At 56.0% G+C, this 19,522-nt stretch carries 19 protein-coding genes; 6 read left to right on the top strand and 13 right to left on the bottom strand.

All coding sequences use genetic code 11. The features are described 5' to 3' along the window. Positions 1 to 33: 33 nt before the first annotated feature. The 6 genes from ruvB to aspS all read right to left on the bottom strand — a co-directional run bounded on the left by ruvB (position 34) and on the right by aspS (position 5,301). Positions 34 to 1,044: a Holliday junction branch migration DNA helicase RuvB gene (ruvB, locus tag QLG09_RS09285; RefSeq protein ID WP_014170640.1), complete on the bottom strand. Its 1,011-nt coding sequence runs from the start codon at positions 1,042 to 1,044 to the stop codon at positions 34 to 36. Between the two features lie 8 nt (positions 1,045 to 1,052). Beyond that, positions 1,053 to 1,664, bottom strand: coding sequence for a Holliday junction branch migration protein RuvA (ruvA, locus tag QLG09_RS09280; RefSeq protein WP_020883395.1), 612 nt, complete (start codon positions 1,662 to 1,664; stop codon positions 1,053 to 1,055). An 80-nt stretch (positions 1,665 to 1,744) separates the two neighbouring features. After that, positions 1,745 to 2,266, bottom strand: coding sequence for a crossover junction endodeoxyribonuclease RuvC (gene ruvC, locus QLG09_RS09275; protein ID WP_025203848.1), 522 nt, complete (start codon positions 2,264 to 2,266; stop codon positions 1,745 to 1,747). Positions 2,267 to 2,300: 34 nt separating this feature from the next. Beyond that, positions 2,301 to 3,041, bottom strand: a complete 741-nt coding sequence (locus tag QLG09_RS09270) for a YebC/PmpR family DNA-binding transcriptional regulator (RefSeq protein WP_014170643.1) — start codon at positions 3,039 to 3,041, stop codon at positions 2,301 to 2,303. Between the two features lie 27 nt (positions 3,042 to 3,068). After that, positions 3,069 to 3,512 carry a dihydroneopterin triphosphate diphosphatase gene (gene nudB, locus QLG09_RS09265; protein WP_014170644.1) on the bottom strand — a complete coding sequence of 148 codons (444 nt, stop codon included), beginning with the start codon at positions 3,510 to 3,512 and terminating at the stop codon, positions 3,069 to 3,071. A gap of 1 nt (position 3,513) precedes the next feature. Next, positions 3,514 to 5,301 carry an aspartate--tRNA ligase gene (aspS, locus tag QLG09_RS09260; protein ID WP_032678430.1) on the bottom strand — a complete coding sequence of 596 codons (1,788 nt, stop codon included), beginning with the start codon at positions 5,299 to 5,301 and terminating at the stop codon, positions 3,514 to 3,516. Positions 5,302 to 5,565: 264 nt separating this feature from the next. On the opposite strand from aspS, the gene QLG09_RS09255 reads away from it, so the two are divergent. The 5 genes from QLG09_RS09255 to cmoB are packed head-to-tail and all read left to right on the top strand — an operon-like array spanning position 5,566 to position 9,146. After that, the gene (locus tag QLG09_RS09255; RefSeq protein WP_032678431.1) at positions 5,566 to 6,132 is read left to right on the top strand and encodes a hydrolase; all 567 of its coding nucleotides are present in this window, start codon (positions 5,566 to 5,568) and stop codon (positions 6,130 to 6,132) included. After that, a complete protein-coding gene (locus tag QLG09_RS09250) occupies positions 6,129 to 6,947 on the top strand; it encodes a DUF72 domain-containing protein (protein ID WP_020883392.1) in 819 nt (272 codons plus the stop codon). The genes QLG09_RS09255 and QLG09_RS09250 overlap by 4 nt, the downstream gene beginning before the upstream one ends. Positions 6,948 to 6,998: 51 nt before the next feature. Next, entirely contained in the window at positions 6,999 to 7,394 is a 396-nt protein-coding gene (locus tag QLG09_RS09245) for an MAPEG family protein (protein ID WP_020883391.1), read from the top strand. A gap of 40 nt (positions 7,395 to 7,434) precedes the next feature. After that, positions 7,435 to 8,178 (top strand): carboxy-S-adenosyl-L-methionine synthase CmoA, encoded by a 744-nt coding sequence (gene cmoA, locus QLG09_RS09240; protein WP_020883390.1) that lies wholly within the window; start codon positions 7,435 to 7,437, stop codon positions 8,176 to 8,178. Continuing rightward, positions 8,175 to 9,146, top strand: a complete 972-nt coding sequence (gene cmoB, locus QLG09_RS09235; RefSeq protein WP_020883389.1) for a tRNA 5-methoxyuridine(34)/uridine 5-oxyacetic acid(34) synthase CmoB — start codon at positions 8,175 to 8,177, stop codon at positions 9,144 to 9,146. Before cmoA ends, cmoB begins: the two co-directional genes overlap by 4 nt. A gap of 193 nt (positions 9,147 to 9,339) precedes the next feature. Here the strand turns inward: cmoB and cutC are convergent, their stop codons facing one another. Both cutC and QLG09_RS09225 read right to left on the bottom strand, forming a co-directional pair. Beyond that, the gene (gene cutC / locus QLG09_RS09230) at positions 9,340 to 10,083 is read right to left on the bottom strand and encodes a copper homeostasis protein CutC (protein ID WP_041162738.1); all 744 of its coding nucleotides are present in this window, start codon (positions 10,081 to 10,083) and stop codon (positions 9,340 to 9,342) included. A 76-nt stretch (positions 10,084 to 10,159) separates the two neighbouring features. Beyond that, entirely contained in the window at positions 10,160 to 10,720 is a 561-nt protein-coding gene (locus tag QLG09_RS09225; RefSeq protein WP_044867377.1) for a VOC family protein, read from the bottom strand. 239 nt (positions 10,721 to 10,959) lie between these two features. Between QLG09_RS09225 and argS the strand changes: the two genes are divergently transcribed. Further along, positions 10,960 to 12,693 carry an arginine--tRNA ligase gene (gene argS, locus QLG09_RS09220; protein ID WP_049022567.1) on the top strand — a complete coding sequence of 578 codons (1,734 nt, stop codon included), beginning with the start codon at positions 10,960 to 10,962 and terminating at the stop codon, positions 12,691 to 12,693. A 34-nt stretch (positions 12,694 to 12,727) separates the two neighbouring features. Here the strand turns inward: argS and QLG09_RS09215 are convergent, their stop codons facing one another. The 5 genes from QLG09_RS09215 to flhB all read right to left on the bottom strand — a co-directional run bounded on the left by QLG09_RS09215 (position 12,728) and on the right by flhB (position 19,331). Continuing rightward, positions 12,728 to 13,867, bottom strand: a complete 1,140-nt coding sequence (locus tag QLG09_RS09215; protein ID WP_049022568.1) for a glycoside hydrolase family 88 protein — start codon at positions 13,865 to 13,867, stop codon at positions 12,728 to 12,730. 4 nt (positions 13,868 to 13,871) lie between these two features. Then, positions 13,872 to 15,455 carry an MFS transporter gene (locus QLG09_RS09210; protein WP_025203842.1) on the bottom strand — a complete coding sequence of 528 codons (1,584 nt, stop codon included), beginning with the start codon at positions 15,453 to 15,455 and terminating at the stop codon, positions 13,872 to 13,874. A gap of 264 nt (positions 15,456 to 15,719) precedes the next feature. Continuing rightward, a complete protein-coding gene (locus QLG09_RS09205; RefSeq protein ID WP_123266835.1) occupies positions 15,720 to 16,115 on the bottom strand; it encodes a flagellar protein FlhE in 396 nt (131 codons plus the stop codon). After that, on the bottom strand, positions 16,112 to 18,190 hold the full coding sequence (gene flhA, locus QLG09_RS09200) for a flagellar biosynthesis protein FlhA (RefSeq protein WP_014170658.1): 2,079 nt from the start codon (positions 18,188 to 18,190) through the stop codon (positions 16,112 to 16,114). The genes QLG09_RS09205 and flhA overlap by 4 nt, the downstream gene beginning before the upstream one ends. Beyond that, positions 18,183 to 19,331, bottom strand: coding sequence for a flagellar biosynthesis protein FlhB (gene flhB / locus QLG09_RS09195; protein ID WP_014170659.1), 1,149 nt, complete (start codon positions 19,329 to 19,331; stop codon positions 18,183 to 18,185). Before flhB ends, flhA begins: the two co-directional genes overlap by 8 nt. Between the last annotated feature and the right edge of the window lie 191 nt (positions 19,332 to 19,522).

Below are 19,522 nucleotides of genomic sequence, written 5' to 3'. Positions count from 1 at the left end.
CTCCCCTCTCCCACCCGGGAGAGGGGACCTCTGCTACGGCATCGCTGGCGGGGTAATACCAAAATGGTTCCACGCCCGCACCGTTGCCATACGACCGCGCGGGGTACGTTGCAAGAAACCCTGCTGGATCAGATACGGCTCAAGCACATCTTCAATTGTCTCGCGCTCTTCACCAATCGCTGCCGCCAGGTTATCCAGTCCGACCGGACCGCCAAAGAACTTATCCAGTACCGCCAGCAACAGCTTACGGTCCATGTAGTCAAAGCCTTCGGCATCCACATTCAGCATATCCAGCGCCTGCGCTGCAATCTCAGCCGAGATCGTGCCATCGTGTTTTACTTCGGAAAAGTCACGTACGCGACGCAACAGGCGGTTCGCAATACGCGGCGTCCCCCGTGAGCGCTTCGCTACCTCAAACGCCCCTTCCTCGCTCATCTCCAGCCCCATATAGCGGGCACTGCGGCCAACGATATGCTGAAGATCCGCAACCTGATAGAACTCCAGACGCTGAACGATACCAAAACGATCGCGAAGCGGAGAGGTCAATGACCCGGCGCGCGTCGTCGCGCCAATCAGGGTAAACGGAGGCAGATCGATCTTGATGGAACGTGCTGCCGGACCTTCACCGATCATGATGTCCAGCTGGTAATCTTCCATCGCCGGATAGAGCACCTCTTCCACGACCGGCGACAAGCGGTGGATCTCATCGATAAACAGCACGTCATGCGGTTCAAGGTTGGTCAACATTGCCGCCAGATCGCCCGCTTTTTCCAGCACCGGGCCAGAAGTTGTGCGCAGGTTAACGCCCATTTCATTGGCGACAATGTTCGCCAGCGTGGTTTTCCCCAGACCGGGAGGGCCAAAAATCAGCAGGTGATCGAGTGCATCGCCGCGCAGTTTTGCCGCCTGGATGAAGATCTCCATCTGAGAACGAACCTGCGGCTGGCCAATATACTCATCAAGCAGTTTCGGGCGGATGGCGCGATCCACCACGTCTTCTGCCTGAAGGGTGCCTGCCGATACCAGGCGATCTGCTTCAATCATCCTTTACCTCACAATGCCGCGCGTAGCGCTTCACGAATCAGGGTTTCACTGCTGGCATCCGGTTTGGCAATTTTGCTCACCATCCGGCTGGCCTCCTGAGGTTTATATCCCAGCGCCACCAGCGCAGCAACCGCTTCCTGTTCAGCATCGTCAGAGGCTTGCGCCCCCGGCGAGGTAAGCACCAGATCAGCGGCAGGCGTAAACAGATCGCCATGCAGACCTTTAAAGCGGTCTTTCATCTCAACAATCAGACGCTCAGCGGTTTTCTTACCGATACCCGGGAGTTTAATCAGCGCAGCAGGATCTTCGCGTTCAACGGCATTGACGAACTGTGGAGCGGACATGCCGGACAAAATAGCCAGCGCCAGCTTCGGCCCGACGCCGTTGGTTTTGATCAGCTCGCGAAACAGCATCCGTTCCTGTTTGTTGTTGAAGCCATACAGCAACTGGGCATCTTCACGCACCACAAACTGGGTAAAGACAATTGCCTCTTTGCCCGCGTCCGGCAACTCATAGAAGCAGGTCATCGGCATATGGACTTCATAGCCCACGCCACCGACTTCCAGCAGCACTAACGGGGGTTGTTTTTCAATGATGATGCCTCTGAGTCTGCCTATCACGTGACGCTCCTGCGTTCTGGAAGAAATTAACTGCCGACATAATAAAAAAAGGCTGGATAAACATCCAGCCTGATTTGTCATTATCGTAACCTGCCTCGCGCCAGATTAAGCCGCGATTCGCTCATCTGAACCGCGTTCTGGCTTATATGACAGTGGGTAATGGCTATCGCCAGCGCATCGGCGGCGTCTGCCTGCGGGTTCGCGGGAAGCTTCAGGAGCGTGCGCACCATATGCTGCACCTGACTTTTCTCCGCGCTACCAATCCCCACGACGGTCTGTTTGACCTGTCTTGCTGCGTATTCGAACACCGGAAGATCCTGATTCACCGCCGCAACAATGGCGACGCCCCGTGCCTGACCCAGTTTTAACGCTGAATCGGCGTTTTTCGCCATAAAGACCTGCTCGATGGCAAAAAAGTCGGGCTGAAACTGGGTGATGATCTCCGACACGCCAGCATAGATTAGCTTCAGGCGCGACGGCAGATCGTCCACTTTGGTCCGAATACAGCCGCTGCCAAGGTAGGTTAACTGGCGCCCTACCTGCCGGATGACGCCATAACCGGTGACGCGCGAGCCGGGGTCAATCCCGAGGATAATCGACATCACGCGTCTCCCGTAAACGGTTTATACGCTCTCATCAGAGAGTCGCTGCAACCTCATCAGAGATTTCACCGTTATGATACACTTCCTGCACGTCGTCGCAGTCTTCGAGCATGTCGATCAGACGCAGCAGTTTAGGTGCCGTTTCTGCATCCATGTCCGCTTTGGTTGACGGGATCATGGAGACTTCAGCATTGTCTGCTTTCAGACCTGCCGCTTCCAGCGCGTCACGTACTGCGCCCATTTCTTCCCACGCGGTGTAGACGTCGATTGCGCCATCATCATAGGTCACAACGTCTTCTGCACCGGCTTCCAGCGCCGCTTCCATGATTACGTCTTCGTCGCCTTTCTCGAAGGAGATGACGCCTTTTTTGCTGAACAGATAGGCCACGGAGCCGTCAGTGCCCAGGTTACCACCGCATTTGCTGAAGGCATGACGCACTTCCGCTACGGTACGGTTACGGTTGTCGGACAGACATTCAACCATCACCGCCGTACCGCCAGGACCGTAACCTTCATAAATGATGGTTTCCATGTTCGCGTCTTCATCACCGCCTACGCCACGTGCGATAGCACGGTTCAGGGTGTCACGCGTCATGTTGTTGGACAGGGCTTTATCTACTGCCGCGCGCAGACGCGGGTTAGACGCCGCATCGCCGCCGCCCAGACGTGCCGCTGTAACCAGCTCACGAATAATTTTGGTGAAGATCTTACCGCGCTTGGCATCCTGTGCCGCTTTGCGGTGTTTGGTGTTGGCCCACTTACTATGACCTGCCATAAAAATTTCCTCAAAGAGCGCGCCTTTTCAGGCTACGTTAATTACAAATTCTTCAATCGCCTGCCGGTTGCTCCACGATTTGGTCAGTGCAGCGGCATCCGCCGCATCCACCCAGCGGTAGGTCAGGTGTTCGGTAAACACGATCTCCCGTTCATGGGGGAGCGCGAGACAGAACCACGATTCCGTATTGCGCTCAATACCCGGCGCATAGCGATGACGTAAATGGCTAAAAATTTCAAACTCCACCGTGCGCTGACAGTCCTTCAGGGTCAGTTGCTCGCAAGCAACGTCAATGGTGACCTCTTCCTTTACTTCGCGCGCGGCGGCCTGCGACGCGGTCTCCCCCTCTTCCAGGCTGCCGGTAACCGACTGCCAGAAATCAGGGTCATCGCGCCGCTGCAACATCAGCACCCGTTTCGTATCTTCTGCATAAATGACAACCAGAACCGAAACGGGACGCTTATACTGCATATTATTCGTTCTCCGAAATCTCTTTTGAAGCTTTCGGAAGCACCTGAATGCCCAGCTCAGCCAGCGCGGCCGGGTTGGCAAAGCTTGGGGCTTCCGTCATCAGACAGGCCGCAGCCGTGGTTTTCGGGAAGGCGATAACATCACGAATGTTGTCGGTGCCGGTCAGCAGCATGGTCAAACGGTCAAGACCGAATGCCAGACCCGCGTGTGGCGGCGTACCGTATTTCAGGGCGTCCAGCAGGAAGCCGAATTTCTCGCGCTGTTCGTGCTCGTTGATTCCCAGAATACCAAACACGGTTTGCTGCATTTCGCCGCTGTGAATACGCACGGAACCGCCACCCACTTCGTAGCCGTTGATAACCATGTCATACGCGTTTGCTACCGCATCTTCCGGTGCCGCTTTCAGCTCTGCCGCCGTCATGTCTTTTGGCGAGGTGAACGGGTGGTGCATTGCGGTCAGGCCGCCTTCACCGTCGTCTTCGAACATTGGGAAGTCGATTACCCACAGCGGAGCCCATTTGCTCTCGTCCGTCAGGCTCAGGTCTTTACCCAGCTTCAGACGCAGCGCGCCCATCGCGTCAGCAACGATTTTCTTGTTGTCTGCGCCAAAGAAGATCATGTCGCCATCCTGTGCGCCGGTGCGCTCGAGGATCGCTTCCACGATTTCCGCGTTCAGGAATTTCGCCACCGGGCTGGTAATGCCTTCCAGACCTTTCGCACGTTCGGTCACTTTAATATAGGCCAGACCTTTCGCGCCGTAGATCTTGATGAAGTTGCCGTAATCGTCAATCTGCTTACGGCTCAGCGCCGCACCGCCCGGTACACGCAGGGCAGCCACGCGACCTTTTGGATCGTTAGCCGGGCCGGCAAATACCGCGAACTCAACGGATTTCACCAGGTCTGCAACGTCCACCAGCTCCATCGGGTTACGCAGGTCTGGTTTGTCAGAACCGTAGCGACGTTCAGCTTCAGCGAAGGTCATGATGGGGAAATCACCCAGTTCCACGCCTTTCACGTCATTCCACAGACTGCGCACCAGGGCTTCCATCACTTCACGCACCTGCTCGGCCGTCATGAAGGAGGTTTCCACATCGATCTGGGTAAATTCTGGCTGACGATCAGCACGCAGGTCTTCGTCGCGGAAGCATTTTACAATCTGATAGTAGCGATCGAAGCCGGACATCATCAGCAGCTGTTTGAACAGCTGAGGAGACTGTGGCAGCGCGTAGAATTTGCCTTTGTGTACACGGGAAGGAACCAGGTAGTCGCGCGCGCCTTCCGGCGTGGCTTTGGTCAGCATCGGGGTTTCGATGTCGAGGAAACCGTGGTCATCCATAAAGCGACGCACCAGGCTGGTGATTTTCGCACGGGTTTTCAGGCGCTGAGCCATTTCCGGACGACGCAGGTCCAGATAGCGGTATTTCAGACGCGCTTCTTCAGTGTTGACGTGGTTGGAGTCCAGCGGCAGCGCTTCAGCACGGTTGATGATAACCAGATCCGACGCCAGCACTTCAATTGCGCCGGTCGCCATGTCTGCGTTAACGTTTTTCTCGTCACGCGCACGTACGGTGCCAGTGACCTGAATGCAGAACTCATTACGCAGCTCAGAAGCCAGCTTCAACGCATCTGCGCGATCTGGGTCGAAGAACACCTGAACGATACCTTCGCGGTCGCGCATATCGATGAAGATAAGGCTCCCAAGATCACGACGACGATTGACCCAACCACACAGGGTTACCTGCTGTCCAACGTGGGACTGACGCAGCTGCCCGCAATATTCTGTACGCATGAGATATCCCTTAATTAGCCGCAGGCTAAATGTCGCCTGGAATGCAGGCTACTATGTCGCAGCTTTCTGTATGTCACAACTGGATGAAAAAAGGCGGCTATTATACTGGAAATTCCGCCAGACGATAAGAGCGAACCACGGCCAGACGGTCGTTTGCTGCGCGCTTATTGTGTATTCTCACAAAAATTAACAAAATTATCCGACCGATAACAGGTCATTACGTCGTAAGGTGTAGCGGAAGCGACTCATTTCACTGGAGTTACCATGTTAACACTTAATGCCCGCAAAACCGCGCTTGTGGTGATTGATTTACAGGAAGGGATCCTGCCGTTTGCCGGAGGCCCGCACAGCGCCGAAGATGTTGTCAGCCGCGCCGCGCGTCTGGCAGAAAAATGCCGTGCCAGCGGTGCCCCTGTGATTATGGTGCGCGTTGGCTGGTCAGCGGATTTCGCTGAGGCCTTGAAACAGCCTGTCGATGCTCAGGTTGCAGCACATTCACTACCTGAAAACTGGTGGACCTATCCGGTTTCGCTCGGCAAACGGGACAGCGATATCGAAGTGACCAAACGCCAGTGGGGCGCATTCTACGGCACCGATCTTGAGCTGCAGCTGCGTCGGCGCGGTATCGACACCCTGATTCTCTGTGGGATCTCCACCAACATTGGCGTGGAATCCACCGCCCGAAACGCCTGGGAACTGGGCTTTAACCTGGTGATTGCTGAAGATGCATGCAGCGCAGCGTCTGCGGAGCAGCACCAGGGCAGTATGACCCACATCTTCCCGCGCATTGGCCGCGTGCGTAGCACGGACGACATTATAAGCGCCCTATGATCTACCTTGGCCTGCCCCAGTGGTCGCACCCGAAATGGGTGCGCCTGGGTATTACCAGCCTTGAAGAGTATGCCCGTCATTTCAACTGCGTCGAGGGCAATACCACTCTCTACGCGTTACCCAGAGCAGAGATTGTTGAGCGCTGGCGCGACCAGACGACCGATGATTTCCGCTTCTGCTTCAAGTTTCCGGCGACGATCTCCCACACCGCTGCGCTGCGAAACTGCGGTGATTTGACCGACGAGTTCTTTGGCCGGATGTCGCCGCTGGCGAACCGCATCGGTCAGTACTGGTTGCAGCTTCCGGCCACCTTTAGCCCACGCGACCTGCCTGCGCTATGGCAGTTTCTTGATACCCTGCCCAAGGACTTTACCTATGGCGTTGAGGTGAGACATGCGGCGTTTTTTGCCAAGGGAGAGGCTGAAACGGCCCTTAACCGTGGCTTACATGCGCGCGGGGTGAACCGGGTGATTCTCGACAGCCGTCCCGTGCACAGCGCCATCCCGCATAACGAGGCCATCATTGATGCCCAGCGTAAAAAGCCCAGAGTGCCTGTTCACGCCGTGGTCACCGCGCAAAACCCGATGGTCAGGTTTATCGGCAGCGATAACATGCAGCAAAACCAGGAGATGTTCGCCGTCTGGCTGCAAAAATTAGCGAAATGGGAGCAAACCACCACGCCGTATCTCTTTCTCCATACGCCGGATATCGCTCATGCCCCCGAACTGGTCGATGTTCTCTGGCAGGCCTTGCAGGCTGCGGTTCCGTCCGTTGGCAGCGCCCCTTCTATCCCACAACAATCTTCTCTTTTCTGATATCAGCCCCTATCATAGGAAGGTGCCATCTGCCAAAAACAGGGAGTTAGTATGGTCAGCGCGCTGTATGCGGTGTTAGGTGCATTACTGCTGATTAAGTTTTCATTTGATGTTGTGCGCCTGCGAATGCAGTACCGTGTTTCTTACGGTGACGGCGGTTTTTCGGAGTTACAGAGCGCTATCCGCATTCACGGTAACGCGGTTGAGTACATCCCCGTTGCGTTAATTTTGCTGCTGTTTATGGAAATGAACGGCGCGGAAACCTGGATGGTGCACGTCTGCGGCCTGCTTCTGATTGCCGGCCGGTTAATGCATTATTACGGCTTTCACCACCGCTTGTTCCGCTGGCGTCGTTCCGGCATGAGCGCGACCTGGTGTTCGCTTTTGCTGATGGTGCTGGCTAACCTTTGGTATATGCCGTGGGAGTTGGTTTTCTCCTTCCATTAGCGCACAATACGCCACTTTATTTTTCCCGGATTTTTACGTTATGTCAGATCGCGACACGCTTTTTTCCGCGCCTATCGCCAGCCTGGGCGACTGGACCTTTGATGAACGGGTAGCCGAAGTCTTCCCGGATATGATCCAGCGCTCTGTTCCCGGTTATTCCAATATCATCTCTATGATCGGCATGCTGGCTGAGCGTTTCGTTCAACCCGGCACGCAGGTGTATGATCTGGGCTGCTCGCTCGGCGCGGCAACGCTGTCTGTTCGTCGTAACGTTCACCATGAAGGCTGCAAAATCATTGCCGTCGATAACTCCCCGGCCATGGTGGAACGCTGCCGTCGCCACATCGACGCGTATAAAGCCCCGACGCCAGTCGAGGTTGTGGAAGGTGATATCCGTGATATCGACATCAATAACGCGTCTCTGGTGGTTCTGAATTTTACTCTGCAGTTCCTGGTGCCTGAAGACCGTCAGCTGTTGCTGGACAAAATCTATAAAGGCCTGAAGCCCGGTGGCGCGCTGGTGCTGTCCGAGAAATTCAGCTTTGAAGATGCCGAAGTGGGTGAGCTGCTGTTCAATATGCACCACGACTTCAAACGGGCCAACGGCTATAGCGAACTGGAAATTAGCCAGAAACGTAGCATGCTCGAAAACGTGATGCTGACGGACTCCGTGGAAACCCATAAAGCACGCCTGCGTCAGGCAGGCTTCGAGCACAGCGAACTGTGGTTCCAGTGCTTCAACTTCGGCTCGCTGGTGGCGCTGAAAGGTGGGGACATCGCATGATCGAGTTCAGTAATTTCTATCAGCTGATTGCCAAAAACCACCTCTCCCACTGGCTGGAGACGCTGCCTGCACAAATTGCTGCCTGGCAGCGGGATCAGCAGCATGGTCTGTTAAAGCAGTGGTCTAACGCGGTGGAGTTTCTGCCGGAACTGACCCCGCACCGTCTGGATCTGCTCCACAGCGTTACCGCACAAAGCGAAACGCCGCTTCCCCCCGGGCAGATAAACCGCATTGAAACGCTGATGCGTAACCTGATGCCGTGGCGTAAAGGTCCGTTCTCACTCTACGGCGTTAACATTAATACTGAATGGCGTTCTGACTGGAAATGGGATCGCGTGCTGCCTCACCTTTCCGACCTGACCGGGCGAACCATTCTGGATGTTGGCTGCGGTAGCGGTTACCACATGTGGCGCATGATTGGCGCAGGGGCACATCTGGCGGTGGGGATTGACCCTATGCAGCTGTTCCTGTGCCAGTTTGAAGCGGTGCGTAAATTGCTGGGTAACGACCAGCGCGCGCACCTGCTGCCGTTGGGTATTGAGCAGCTCCCTGCCCTGAAGGCGTTTGACACCGTGTTTTCGATGGGGGTCCTGTACCACCGCCGCTCCCCACTCGAACATCTGTGGCAGTTGAAAGATCAGCTGGTCAGCGGCGGCGAACTGGTGCTGGAAACGCTGGTGGTAGAGGGTGATGAAAATACCGTTCTGGTGCCGGGCGATCGCTATGCGCAGATGCGGAACGTTTACTTTATTCCTTCCGCGCCGGCGCTGAAAAACTGGCTGGAGAAGTGCGGTTTTGTGGATGTCCGAATTGCCGATGTTTGCGTAACGTCAACTGAAGAACAGCGTCGCACCGACTGGATGATCACGGAATCACTGGCGGAATTCCTCGACCCGGCAGACCACAGCAAGACTGTCGAAGGGTATCCTGCGCCAATGCGCGCGGTGTTGATCGCGACGAAGCCGTAGATTTTCACCCCTCACCCCGGCCCTCTTCCCAAAGGGCGAGGGAGAAAAGACCGCACCGTACAGTTCCCTCTCCTCTTTGGGGAGAGGGTTAGGGTGAGGGGCATAAAAAAAGGCCCCTGTTGAAATTGCAGGGGCCTGGTACAAGCAAGCATCATATTGGGCGACATGATGCGCGGTAAAAATCGGTACGTTGCTACACGTGATGACGTTCAATCATCGATTTCATTACCGCAACCGACTCTCCCTCTACACCGTAGCGTGAGTACTCATCCGCTTCAGCATCCGTCGACATTGACAACCCTGTGTTGCGATAACGCATGGGCGATGGCATCCATTTGCCCGCAGAGCTGTGAAGCTCCTCTACCCCGGCGTTTAAAAACAGTTCCATATTGCTGGCACGCACTCCCGCACCCGCCATTATTATTGGAACACCGGAATGTGCTTTTAGTTCCGTAATTAATTGCAGTCCTTTTTCAGCAGAGGACTGCTGACCCGATGTCAGGACCCGCGCCACGCCAAGTTCAGCAAGAATATCAAAGGATTGCAGGGGATCTTTACACATATCAAACGCGCGATGAAAAGTGACCGCCATCCCTTTTGCCGCGTTCATGACCTGACGCATGCGCGGCAGATCGACATTGCCGTCTTCATCAAGCAACCCAATAACCAGGCCGGGGAATCCCAGATCGCCAACGAGAGTGATATCTTCAAGCATGGCACTGAATTCGCCCGGCGTGTAACAGAAATCACCGCCGCGAGGACGAATAATCGGGTGTACCGGAAGGGTGACAGCCTGACGGGCAGACTTCAGCATCCCGTATGAAGGCGTTAACCCACCCTCTTTGGGTGCGGCACACAGTTCAATGCGGTCAGCCCCGTGCTGTTGCGCGGTGACGGCACACTCCACGCTGTAACAACAAATCTCCAGCAGCGCCATTACATCCTCCTTAATATCCACTTAACGCACCATCATGACACGCAGGCTACGCCCGGTCTCAGCGTACGGTCACATCTTATGCTTCGCTGGCAACAATCTGTTCAATCGTCCAGGGATGGAACTTCACGGTAACCTGTCCGTCAGTGACGGCCAGAGTAGGATTAGGCAGACGCTCACGTTCGCCTTTCGGGGAACTTGTTTTCACAAAAATGCCAGGCTTGCTCAGACCCTCATCAGACAACAGCGCCAGTGCACGGGCATTCAGCGTTTCGGGTTCACCGGGCAGGACAATTTCGATATGCTCCCAGCCTTCATGCGGATAGCGTTTCTCGCCCGGCCAGGGCAATTCGACCACACTGAACTGCCAGTGAGCCACGCAAACCGGTTCTTGCAGTTTGAACAGGCAGATGGGTCGACCGTTGATGATGTTCTCTGAGAGTAACTCGCCACACTGTTCAAACCCGCGACGCCAGCGCTCGGCGGTTGCGTTCTGATGACAGCGCAAGGAGATGTGATCGGCCTCAAGCGGCGCAATATCCAGACCAAGGCGGGTGGCAAGTTCTGTGAACGCCTGGGTGAAGCGCGGTAAATCTGCGGAAATATCATGCAGTTCGTCAATGGAGTGCCAGTTCGCCATACGTCAGCCTCTTATCGTGTCGCAAAGCCGCTAATTTACTCTGTTGCCCTCTTTCGACCAACCTCTGAATAGCGGTTTTTACGACTGCATGTTTATGCATGCTTTCTTAGCCTGGATTCTGAGCAATCTTCGGCCCCCGCAATGCTGACGCCAGAAGGCATTTGCAGTATACTCCCGCCCTAAATTCTTTAACTGGCGCGGGCGGTTATTTGCCCGCATCAAAAATGTAAGGTATCCAGGTGAATATTCAGGCTCTTCTCTCCGAAAAAGTCAGTCAGGCACTGATTGCCGCAGGTGCGCCTGCGGATTGCGAACCGCAGGTTCGTCAGTCAGCAAAAGTACAGTTTGGCGACTATCAGGCTAATGGCGTGATGGCAGTGGCTAAAAAACTGGGTATGCCGCCGCGACAACTCGCCGAGCAGGTGCTGACTCATCTGGATCTCACCGGTATTGCCAGCAAAACTGAAATCGCCGGCCCTGGATTTATCAACATCTTCCTTGAGCCTGCTTTCCTGGCACGCCACGTTGACGCGGCGCTGAAATCTGACCGTCTGGGTGTCTCCCAGCCAGAAGCGCAGACCGTGGTGATTGACTACTCAGCGCCAAACGTGGCGAAAGAGATGCACGTCGGGCACCTGCGTTCCACCATTATCGGTGACGCGGCCGTGCGTACCCTGGAATTCCTCGGTCACAAAGTGATCCGCGCGAACCACGTGGGCGACTGGGGTACCCAGTTCGGGATGCTGATTGCTTACCTGGAAAAACAGCAGCAGGAAAACGCGGGTGAGATGGCCCTGGCAGACCTGGAAGGGTTCTACCGCAAAGCTAAAAAACATTACGATGAAGACGACGCTTTTGCCGAGCGCGCGCGCAGTTACGTGGTAAAACTGCAGGGCGGCGACCCGTACTTCCTCGAGATGTGGCGCAAACTGGTTGACATCACCATGTCCCAGAACCAGCTCACCTATAACCGTCTGAACGTCACCCTGACCCGTGACGATGTGATGGGTGAAAGCCTCTATAACCCGATGCTGCCTGGCATTGTGGCTGACCTGAAGGCCAAAAACCTGGCGGTTGAGAGCGAAGGCGCGACGGTCGTGTTCCTTGATGAGTATAAAAACAAGGAAGGTGAACCGATGGGCGTGATCATCCAGAAAAAGGATGGCGGCTATCTCTACACCACCACCGATATCGCCTGTGCGAAATACCGTTACGAAACGCTGCATGCGGACCGCGTGCTGTACTACATTGACTCCCGTCAGCACCAGCACCTGATGCAGGCGTGGACTATCGTGCGCAAAGCAGGCTACGTGCCGGATTCCGTGCCGCTTGAACACCATATGTTCGGCATGATGCTGGGTAAAGACGGTAAGCCGTTCAAAACCCGTGCGGGCGGTACCGTGAAGCTGTCCGACCTGCTGGACGAAGCGCTGGAACGCGCCCGCCGTCTGGTGGCCGAGAAGAATCCGGATATGCCTGCCGATGAGCTGGAAAAACTCGCCAACGCCGTGGGTATCGGTGCAGTGAAGTACGCGGATCTCTCCAAGAACCGTACCACCGACTATATCTTCGACTGGGATAACATGCTGGCCTTTGAAGGTAATACTGCGCCGTATATGCAGTATGCCTACACCCGCGTGCTCTCCGTGTTCCGTAAAGCCAGTATCGATGAAAGCGCGCTGGCCAATGCTGAGGTGATCATTTCCGAAGATCGCGAAGCCCAGCTGGCGGCACGTCTGCTGCAGTTTGAAGAGACGCTGGCCGTTGTCGCACGTGACGGTACCCCGCACGTGATGTGCTCTTACCTGTACGATCTGGCGGGTCTGTTCTCCGGTTTCTACGAACACTGCCCTATCCTGTCTGCGGAAAGCGAAGCGGTCCGCAACAGCCGCCTGAAGCTGGCTCAGCTGACGGCGAAGACCCTGAAGCTGGGACTGGATACCCTGGGTATCGAAACCGTAGAGCGCATGTAATAAACAAACCCGGCCATCGCCGGGTTTTTTATGTTCAAAAATATTTGCGCAGGTATTCCGTTAAACACAGGATTGCCATGGCCTGTCCATAGGGCATCGACGTGAGTGGGATCTGGCGATAGAACGCCAGATCGCTGCCCATCCCCGTACCGAACGACGTCTGCAGTAACTCCCCTTCCGGCGAGATATTTTCCACAATGCCGCGAATCGCTTTCTCCGCCACCGCAGTATATTCCGCGCCGACATAACGTTTACGCACCGCTTTCAGAATACCGTAGGCAAAGCCTGCCGTGGCTGACGCCTCAAGGTAGGCGTGCGGATCGTCGAGCAGCGTATGCCACAGGCCGCTATCGTCCTGACATTTGGCGAGGGCCGCAATCTGCGCGTTCAGCACCTGCACAAGGTAGCGACGAACGGCGTTATATTCAGGCAAATCCACCAGCTCAAGGAAATCCGGGATCACGATGGTCAGCCAGCTGTTGCCTCGTGCCCAGCGTGCCTTCGCAAAGTTATGGTGGCCTTCGTAATTCCAGCCGTGGAACCACAGGCCGGTTTCGCGATCCATCAGGTTTTGCACGTGCAGCAGAAACTGATACACCGCCTCTTCAACGTACTCCGGTTTATTAAGGAGCTTGCCGATTTTCGCCAGCGGCAGAACCGTCATCATCAGCGTGTCATCCCACATCTGCTGAGAATTCTCTTCCGCCAGGGTGATGTGCTGCATGCCGCCATGGTCGGTGCGCGGCATTTCATTCATGGCCCACTCCGCCCAGCTTTCCAGCCACGGCAGCCAGACCGGGTTTCTGGTCTCTTCGTAACGATATGCCAGCGTCAGGAACGGTGACATGGTATTCACGTTTTTGGTGGTCGCTCCTTCCCTGAAACGATCGGCAAACCAGTGGTCAATGATGTCACGCATCGCTTCGTCGCCCGTCTGGCAGTAATACTGCCAGATACCGTATAACCCCACGCCGTGGGTCCACTCCCAGCCAGCCCATCCTTTGGTGTCAATGACCCGCCCGTCGTCCAGGCGCAGTAAAAACTCACCTGTTGTGTCGTGGATATTAACGAGGTTATGCGTCACCTTTTCAATCAGCGATTTCAGCTCGTCCCGGGCGATGAAATGCGCAGGCTGACGCAGGAGTGGACTGTGTTTGACCGGCCAAACTTTCATTATCTTAACCTCTGTTGTATGTCGAATTCAGTACCGCGCGCCCCTTCAGCGAAGGTGCCGCAGGCTTATTACGATTCAGATAACCAATGTTGTTATTGCCCCACAGCGACGCATAAGGCATACCGGCCAGCATCTCTACGGTGGCGCGGGCTTCTGGTGTCGCACTCTCAGGAATGGCGCGACCAGACGCGCGCATTTTGGCGGTCTCTTCACGCAACGTGGTGTGGGTGTGCAAATTGAGTTTGAAACGCAGCGAGACCAGGAAGCCGCAGAACAGAACCAGAAGCGTTCCCACGCTCAGGATCAGCAGAATGGTGTGGCTCACTTCCGCGGGCTGGGTCTTTTGTCCGCTGACAAAGCCGGACATCTGCATCACAATGCCCACCAGCATTACCGCCCCCGCCTGCGAGGCTTTACGGGTCAGCGTCATGATGCCGGCGAAAATCCCTTCGCGGCGCTGGCCGGTGATCACTTCATCGACATCAGCAATGTAGGTGTAGGTATTCCACGGTACATAGTTGATCCCACCGCGTCCCAGACCGGCAACTGCAGAGACCAGCAATAGCAGAGAGTAGATATCACTCAGGCCCGCGTAATACAGCACGGCGTAGGAAAGCGATGCCAGGCCAAACAGCACCACGACCATCCGATAGGACGGCGCGGGTCCGAAGCGAATGCACAGCGGGATCATGGCGATAACCGCAATAAACTGGAAGATGGCCATCGTGCCCAGCAGGCTGGAGGCCATGGATGCTTCCTGCATCAGCACGAAAACTACGTAGTAGGTAAACACGGCATTAAAGACGTCCTGGGCGATATACCCGCCAAGGTACATCCCCAGATGCTGACGGAAAATTCTCACGCGCAGCGTTGAGCTCAACTCCACAAACAGGCGGTTGAGGCTCTGCCCGAGCGACAGTTTTTTCTTCTCTTCTTCGGCACGCAGGGCGGCTTCGCTCCACTCTTCCCGCGGTCGCTCCCAGGTGAAGAACCAGACGAGCATCAGCATCAGCGCGCACAGCACGGAGAAGACCAGGCTTGCATAGAAAAAGGAGACCGCGTTGTCTTTGCCGAAATGCGTGAGCAGGATCCCCGGCAGGAATGAAGCCAGGATGGCAGACATTTGCGCCATCGAGATACGGGCACCTGAGAAGCGGGTTTTCTGTTTGAAGTCGTCGGTCATTTCCGGCACCAGCGTTTCGTACGGCACCAGAATCATGGTGTAGACGATATCGAACACCAGATAGGTCAGCAGGTAATACCAGAAACTCATCTCCCCCACCCACATCAGGGAGTAGCTGAACACGCACGGGATCCCCAGCAGAATAAAGAACTTACGCCGACCGAAGCGCTTGCCGAGCCAGGTCGTGCCAAAGTTATCGGTCAAAAAGCCCATCAAAGGGCTGACGACGGCATCCAGTACCCTTGCGGCGGCAAAGATGAAGGTTGCTTCAATCGGGGAGAGTCCACAGAACGTTGTATAAAAATACAACAGCCAGGCCGCCGTCAGGGCGGTGGTTCCCGCCCCGAGGAAATCGCCTGACCCGTAAGCAAGATAATTTGCGAGTCCAATTTTTCGTGTTTTCATTGCCGTCAACCCTACTCAGTTTTGGGAGACTCCCTGTAAGCAAAATCTGATCCGGGAGTTATTACACGGCTACAGTAAGAGTATCGACCTGGTGATACCTTTCTGTTTTTGCCATCACCGGCAAGCGGCTGGCAAAAATGCAAAGAGTGTCGTTACGCGTGTCACTGATTTATAAAACAGCGTTTCTTTTACCTCAAAAGAGGAGGTCATTTTTTGCGAGCCAGCCATCAGAAATGGCTGATGGCTGACGTAGAAGGCGGGGTGTTAGCGGTAGTTGACGATGACGGAATTACGTTGAACTTTCAGCGCAGGGATCAGGCGTCCGCCGCCCGGCACTTCCCAGATAAAGCGCAAAGGTTCGACAGCAGGCACGCCGTTGAAGGCCTGAGTGGTGCCATTCTCTCCGTCAATTTCCGTACAGCGTGTCTGGGAGCACAGCCGTACCCGAAGCCCGGCAGGCGTTGGGCCAATAAGCGTGTAGTTCCAGACCACCAGGGTCATCAGACCGGACACCGGCTCAGTCGGTGATAGCGGTCGCGAAGACATGGCGACACCGCGGTTGCTGAGGGTCACGCCAATGCTGCTGGCCTGCCAGGTCCCTTCCCCGGCGGCCTGGGCCACCAGCGGAAAAAGTAAAATCCATAACCACTTACGCATTATTTTCCTCCGATCGTCGCCGTCATACGGATATGACGGTTATCCGACAACTCCATATTCGACAGCACGACCAGCTGGTTCAGGCTACGGCGCAGGAAGCGTGACAGCAGCGGACGCAGCGCATGGTTCACCAGCAGAACCGGTGGCGCCCCCAGCATCTCCTGACGCGCCAGCGCCTCTTGTGTTTGCTCCAGCAGACGGTCGGCCAGGCCAGGTTCCAGCCCTCCACCGCCCTGCAGAGCCTGCAGCAGCAGACGTTCAAGCGGCGTATCGAGGCCGATAACCTGCACTTCCCCGGTGCCCGGGAACCACTGCTGCGTGATCGCCCGTCCCAGTGCCACACGCACCACCGCCGTCAGTTCGTGCGGATCGCTTTGCAACGGTGCATGCTCGGCGAGGGTTTCCAGAATGGTACGCATATCGCGGATCGGCACTTTTTCCTCGAGCAGGTTTTGCAACACCTTGTGCAGCGTGGTCAGCGTCACGACGCCTGGCACGAGATCTTCCGTCAGCTTCGGCATCTCCTGCGTGACGCGATCGAGCAGTTGCTGGGCTTCCTGACGACCAAACAGCTCTGCAGAGAATTGTCCAATCAGATGGTTCAGGTGGGTCGCCACCACGGTACTCGCCTCCACCACGGTGTAGCCCTGAATTTGCGCCTGCTCTTTCAGCGCGCTTTCAATCCAGATGGCAGCCAGGCCAAAGGCCGGGTCGATGGTTTGCTCGCCCGGCAGCGTACCCGCCGCGGTGCCCGGGTTAATAGCCAGCCAGCGGCCTGGATAAGCATCACCGCTGCCAATCTCTACGCCTTTCATCAGAATACGATAGCGCGCAGGCGGCAGATCCATATTGTCGCGGATGTGAACCACCGGCGGCAGGAAGCCCATGTCCTGGGCGAATTTTTTACGGATGCTGCGGATTCGGCCCAACAGTTCGCCATCCTGCTGGAAATCGACCATCGGGATGAGGCGATACCCTACTTCCATTCCCAGCGAGTCTTCCAGTTGAACGTCGTTCCAGGTCGCTTCCACGGCCTGCGTGTTCTCCGGCATTTTTACCGGAGCAGGTTCCGCTGCCGGGGTCATCTCACGTCCACGCATCCACCAGGCAAGACCCAGCAATGCCGCAGTGAACAGCAGGAACACCAGGTTTGGCATTCCCGGCACCAGACCGAGCAGGCCCAGCACCGCAGCGGCCAGCAGCATCACGCGCGGGTTGCTGAAGAGCTGCCCGACCATTTGCTCGCCAACATCCTGATCGGTACTGACGCGGGTCACGATAACCCCCGCCGCCGTTGAGATGACCAGCGCCGGGATCTGAGCCACCAGACCGTCACCAATGGTCAGCAGCGTATAGCTTTCCGCCGCGTGGCCCATGTCCATGCCGTGCTGCAGCACGCCCACCAGCAGGCCGCCGACCACGTTAATCACCATGATCAGGATGCCCGCAATGGCATCACCGCGAACAAACTTACTCGCACCGTCCATTGAGCCGTAGAAGTCAGCTTCCTGCGTCACTTCCGAGCGGCGCTTTTTGGCTTCATCTTCGGCAATAAGCCCGGCGTTCAGATCCGCGTCGATGGCCATCTGCTTGCCCGGCATCCCGTCAAGCACAAAACGCGCGCCCACTTCCGCGATACGTCCGGCACCTTTGGTGATAACCATAAAGTTGATGATGACGAGAATGACGAACACCACGATACCGATGGCAAAGTTACCGCCGACCAGGAAGTGGCCGAATGCCTCAACCACTTTACCCGCTGCAGCAGCACCGGTGTGGCCTTCCATCAGGATGATACGGGTTGACGCCACGTTCAGCGCCAGCCTTAACAAGGTGGTAAACAGCAGAATGGTCGGGAATGCGGCGAACTCAAGGGTACGCTGGGTGAACATCGCCACCAGCAAAACCATAATGGACAACGCAATGTTGAATGTGAAAAGCAGGTCGAGGATGAACGCCGGAAGCGGCAACACCATCATCGACAGAATTAGCAGGATGAGAATCGGTCCGGCAAGGATCTGCCATTGCGTCGATTTCAGGTTGCCGGGCAGGCGCAACATTGCCACCAGATTAGCCATCAGTGTCCTTCTCGTTCATAAAATCCAGCGCGTCAGGCACCGGAAGGTTCTCAGGTTTCACAGGCCGTTGACCGCCAGCCAGACGCCAGCGTTTCAACTGCCATACCCAGGCCAGCACTTCCGCCACCGCGGCGTAGAGTTGTCCTGGGATCTGTTGTCCAATTTCCGCATGGCGATACAGCGCGCGCGCCAGCGGAGGCGCTTCAAGTATGGGCACCCGGTTTTCGGTACCAATTTCACGAATACGCAGAGCGATAAGCCCCGCCCCTTTCGCCACCACTTTCGGCGCGCTCATTTTGTTTTCGTCGTACTGCAGCGCAACGGAATAGTGTGTCGGGTTAGTCACAATGACGTCGGCTTTTGGCACATCTTCCATCATCCGTCGACGGGCGGCAGCACGCTGCATCTGGCGGATACGCCCTTTCACGTGCGGGTCACCTTCCATCTGCTTATATTCATCCCGAATATCCTGACGAGACATGCGCAGTTTCTTGAAGTGGCTGTAAAGCTGGAAGATAACGTCAAAACCCACCATGGGAATAATGCTGAGCACCACCAGCAGGGCACAGAGCCCGGCCAGGTTCAGCGCATTGCTCATCGCGGTTAACGGCGATTCGCTGATAAGGCGCATCATTTCCGGCCAGTGGTGCCACAGAAAAAAACCGCCGGTACTGCCCATCAGGACCGATTTCAGAATCGCTTTAAGCAACTCCGCACCGGTTTGCGCCGAGAACATTTTCGCAATCCCCGGCAGCGGATTCAGTTTCGAAAACTTGGGTTGCAGCGATTTCCCGCTAAACACCAGACCGCCCAGCATCACGGGCGAGACCAGCGCCACCAGCACGACGCCGGTAATCAGGGGCAACAGCGCAAGCATGGCATCTTTAACGAGCAGGATTATCTGGCTGAGGATCAGGTTAGGGTCGTTGACCATACTGTGGTCAAAACGCAGGCCAGCCGAGAGCATTCCCGCCAGTTTGCGGGCGAGCGCCTCCCCACCCCACCAGATAATGCACACGCCTACGATGAGGATCAGCAGGGATGTCAGTTCTCGGGATCGGGGGACCTGCCCTTCCTCACGCGCTTTTTCTAGTCGGTGGGGTGTGGGGGCTTCCGTTTTGTCGTCGTTCTCTTCTGCCACAGTGCCTGCTCGCAGCCCATTTAGTCACGGGTATCATGCCAGCCTGACCTTTCATCAATGGGTTGAAAAAACCCAATAACCGGGTTCTTTTAGCCAGTTCAGCGTCGGAGCAATCGGGTGATGAGTAAAAAACGGCAAAAAAAAATTTGAGATAGCGTTTGGCAACACTGTCAGCAAGCAGGGCGTGAGCA

The sequence above is a fragment of the Enterobacter sp. V89_11 genome, assembly GCF_029967775.1.
GTDB lineage: Bacteria > Pseudomonadota > Gammaproteobacteria > Enterobacterales > Enterobacteriaceae > Enterobacter > Enterobacter ludwigii.
This window is presented reverse-complemented; position numbering and strand designations above follow the sequence as displayed.

Excerpts from the sequence above, each read along its gene's own strand:
- ruvB (WP_014170640.1), bottom strand. The coding sequence starts at position 1,044 with ATGATTGAAGCAGATCGCCTGGTATCGGCAGGCACCCTTCAGGCAGAA.
- ruvC (WP_025203848.1), bottom strand. The coding sequence starts at position 2,266 with ATGTCGATTATCCTCGGGATTGACCCCGGCTCGCGCGTCACCGGTTAT.
- QLG09_RS09270 (WP_014170643.1), bottom strand. The coding sequence starts at position 3,041 with ATGGCAGGTCATAGTAAGTGGGCCAACACCAAACACCGCAAAGCGGCA.
- nudB (WP_014170644.1), bottom strand. The coding sequence starts at position 3,512 with ATGCAGTATAAGCGTCCCGTTTCGGTTCTGGTTGTCATTTATGCAGAA.
- aspS (WP_032678430.1), bottom strand. The coding sequence starts at position 5,301 with ATGCGTACAGAATATTGCGGGCAGCTGCGTCAGTCCCACGTTGGACAG.
- QLG09_RS09255 (WP_032678431.1), top strand. The coding sequence starts at position 5,566 with ATGTTAACACTTAATGCCCGCAAAACCGCGCTTGTGGTGATTGATTTA.
- QLG09_RS09250 (WP_020883392.1), top strand. The coding sequence starts at position 6,129 with ATGATCTACCTTGGCCTGCCCCAGTGGTCGCACCCGAAATGGGTGCGC.
- QLG09_RS09245 (WP_020883391.1), top strand. The coding sequence starts at position 6,999 with ATGGTCAGCGCGCTGTATGCGGTGTTAGGTGCATTACTGCTGATTAAG.
- cmoA (WP_020883390.1), top strand. The coding sequence starts at position 7,435 with ATGTCAGATCGCGACACGCTTTTTTCCGCGCCTATCGCCAGCCTGGGC.
- cmoB (WP_020883389.1), top strand. The coding sequence starts at position 8,175 with ATGATCGAGTTCAGTAATTTCTATCAGCTGATTGCCAAAAACCACCTC.
- cutC (WP_041162738.1), bottom strand. The coding sequence starts at position 10,083 with ATGGCGCTGCTGGAGATTTGTTGTTACAGCGTGGAGTGTGCCGTCACC.
- QLG09_RS09225 (WP_044867377.1), bottom strand. The coding sequence starts at position 10,720 with ATGGCGAACTGGCACTCCATTGACGAACTGCATGATATTTCCGCAGAT.
- QLG09_RS09215 (WP_049022568.1), bottom strand. The coding sequence starts at position 13,867 with ATGAAAGTTTGGCCGGTCAAACACAGTCCACTCCTGCGTCAGCCTGCG.
- QLG09_RS09210 (WP_025203842.1), bottom strand. The coding sequence starts at position 15,455 with ATGAAAACACGAAAAATTGGACTCGCAAATTATCTTGCTTACGGGTCA.
- flhA (WP_014170658.1), bottom strand. The coding sequence starts at position 18,190 with ATGGCTAATCTGGTGGCAATGTTGCGCCTGCCCGGCAACCTGAAATCG.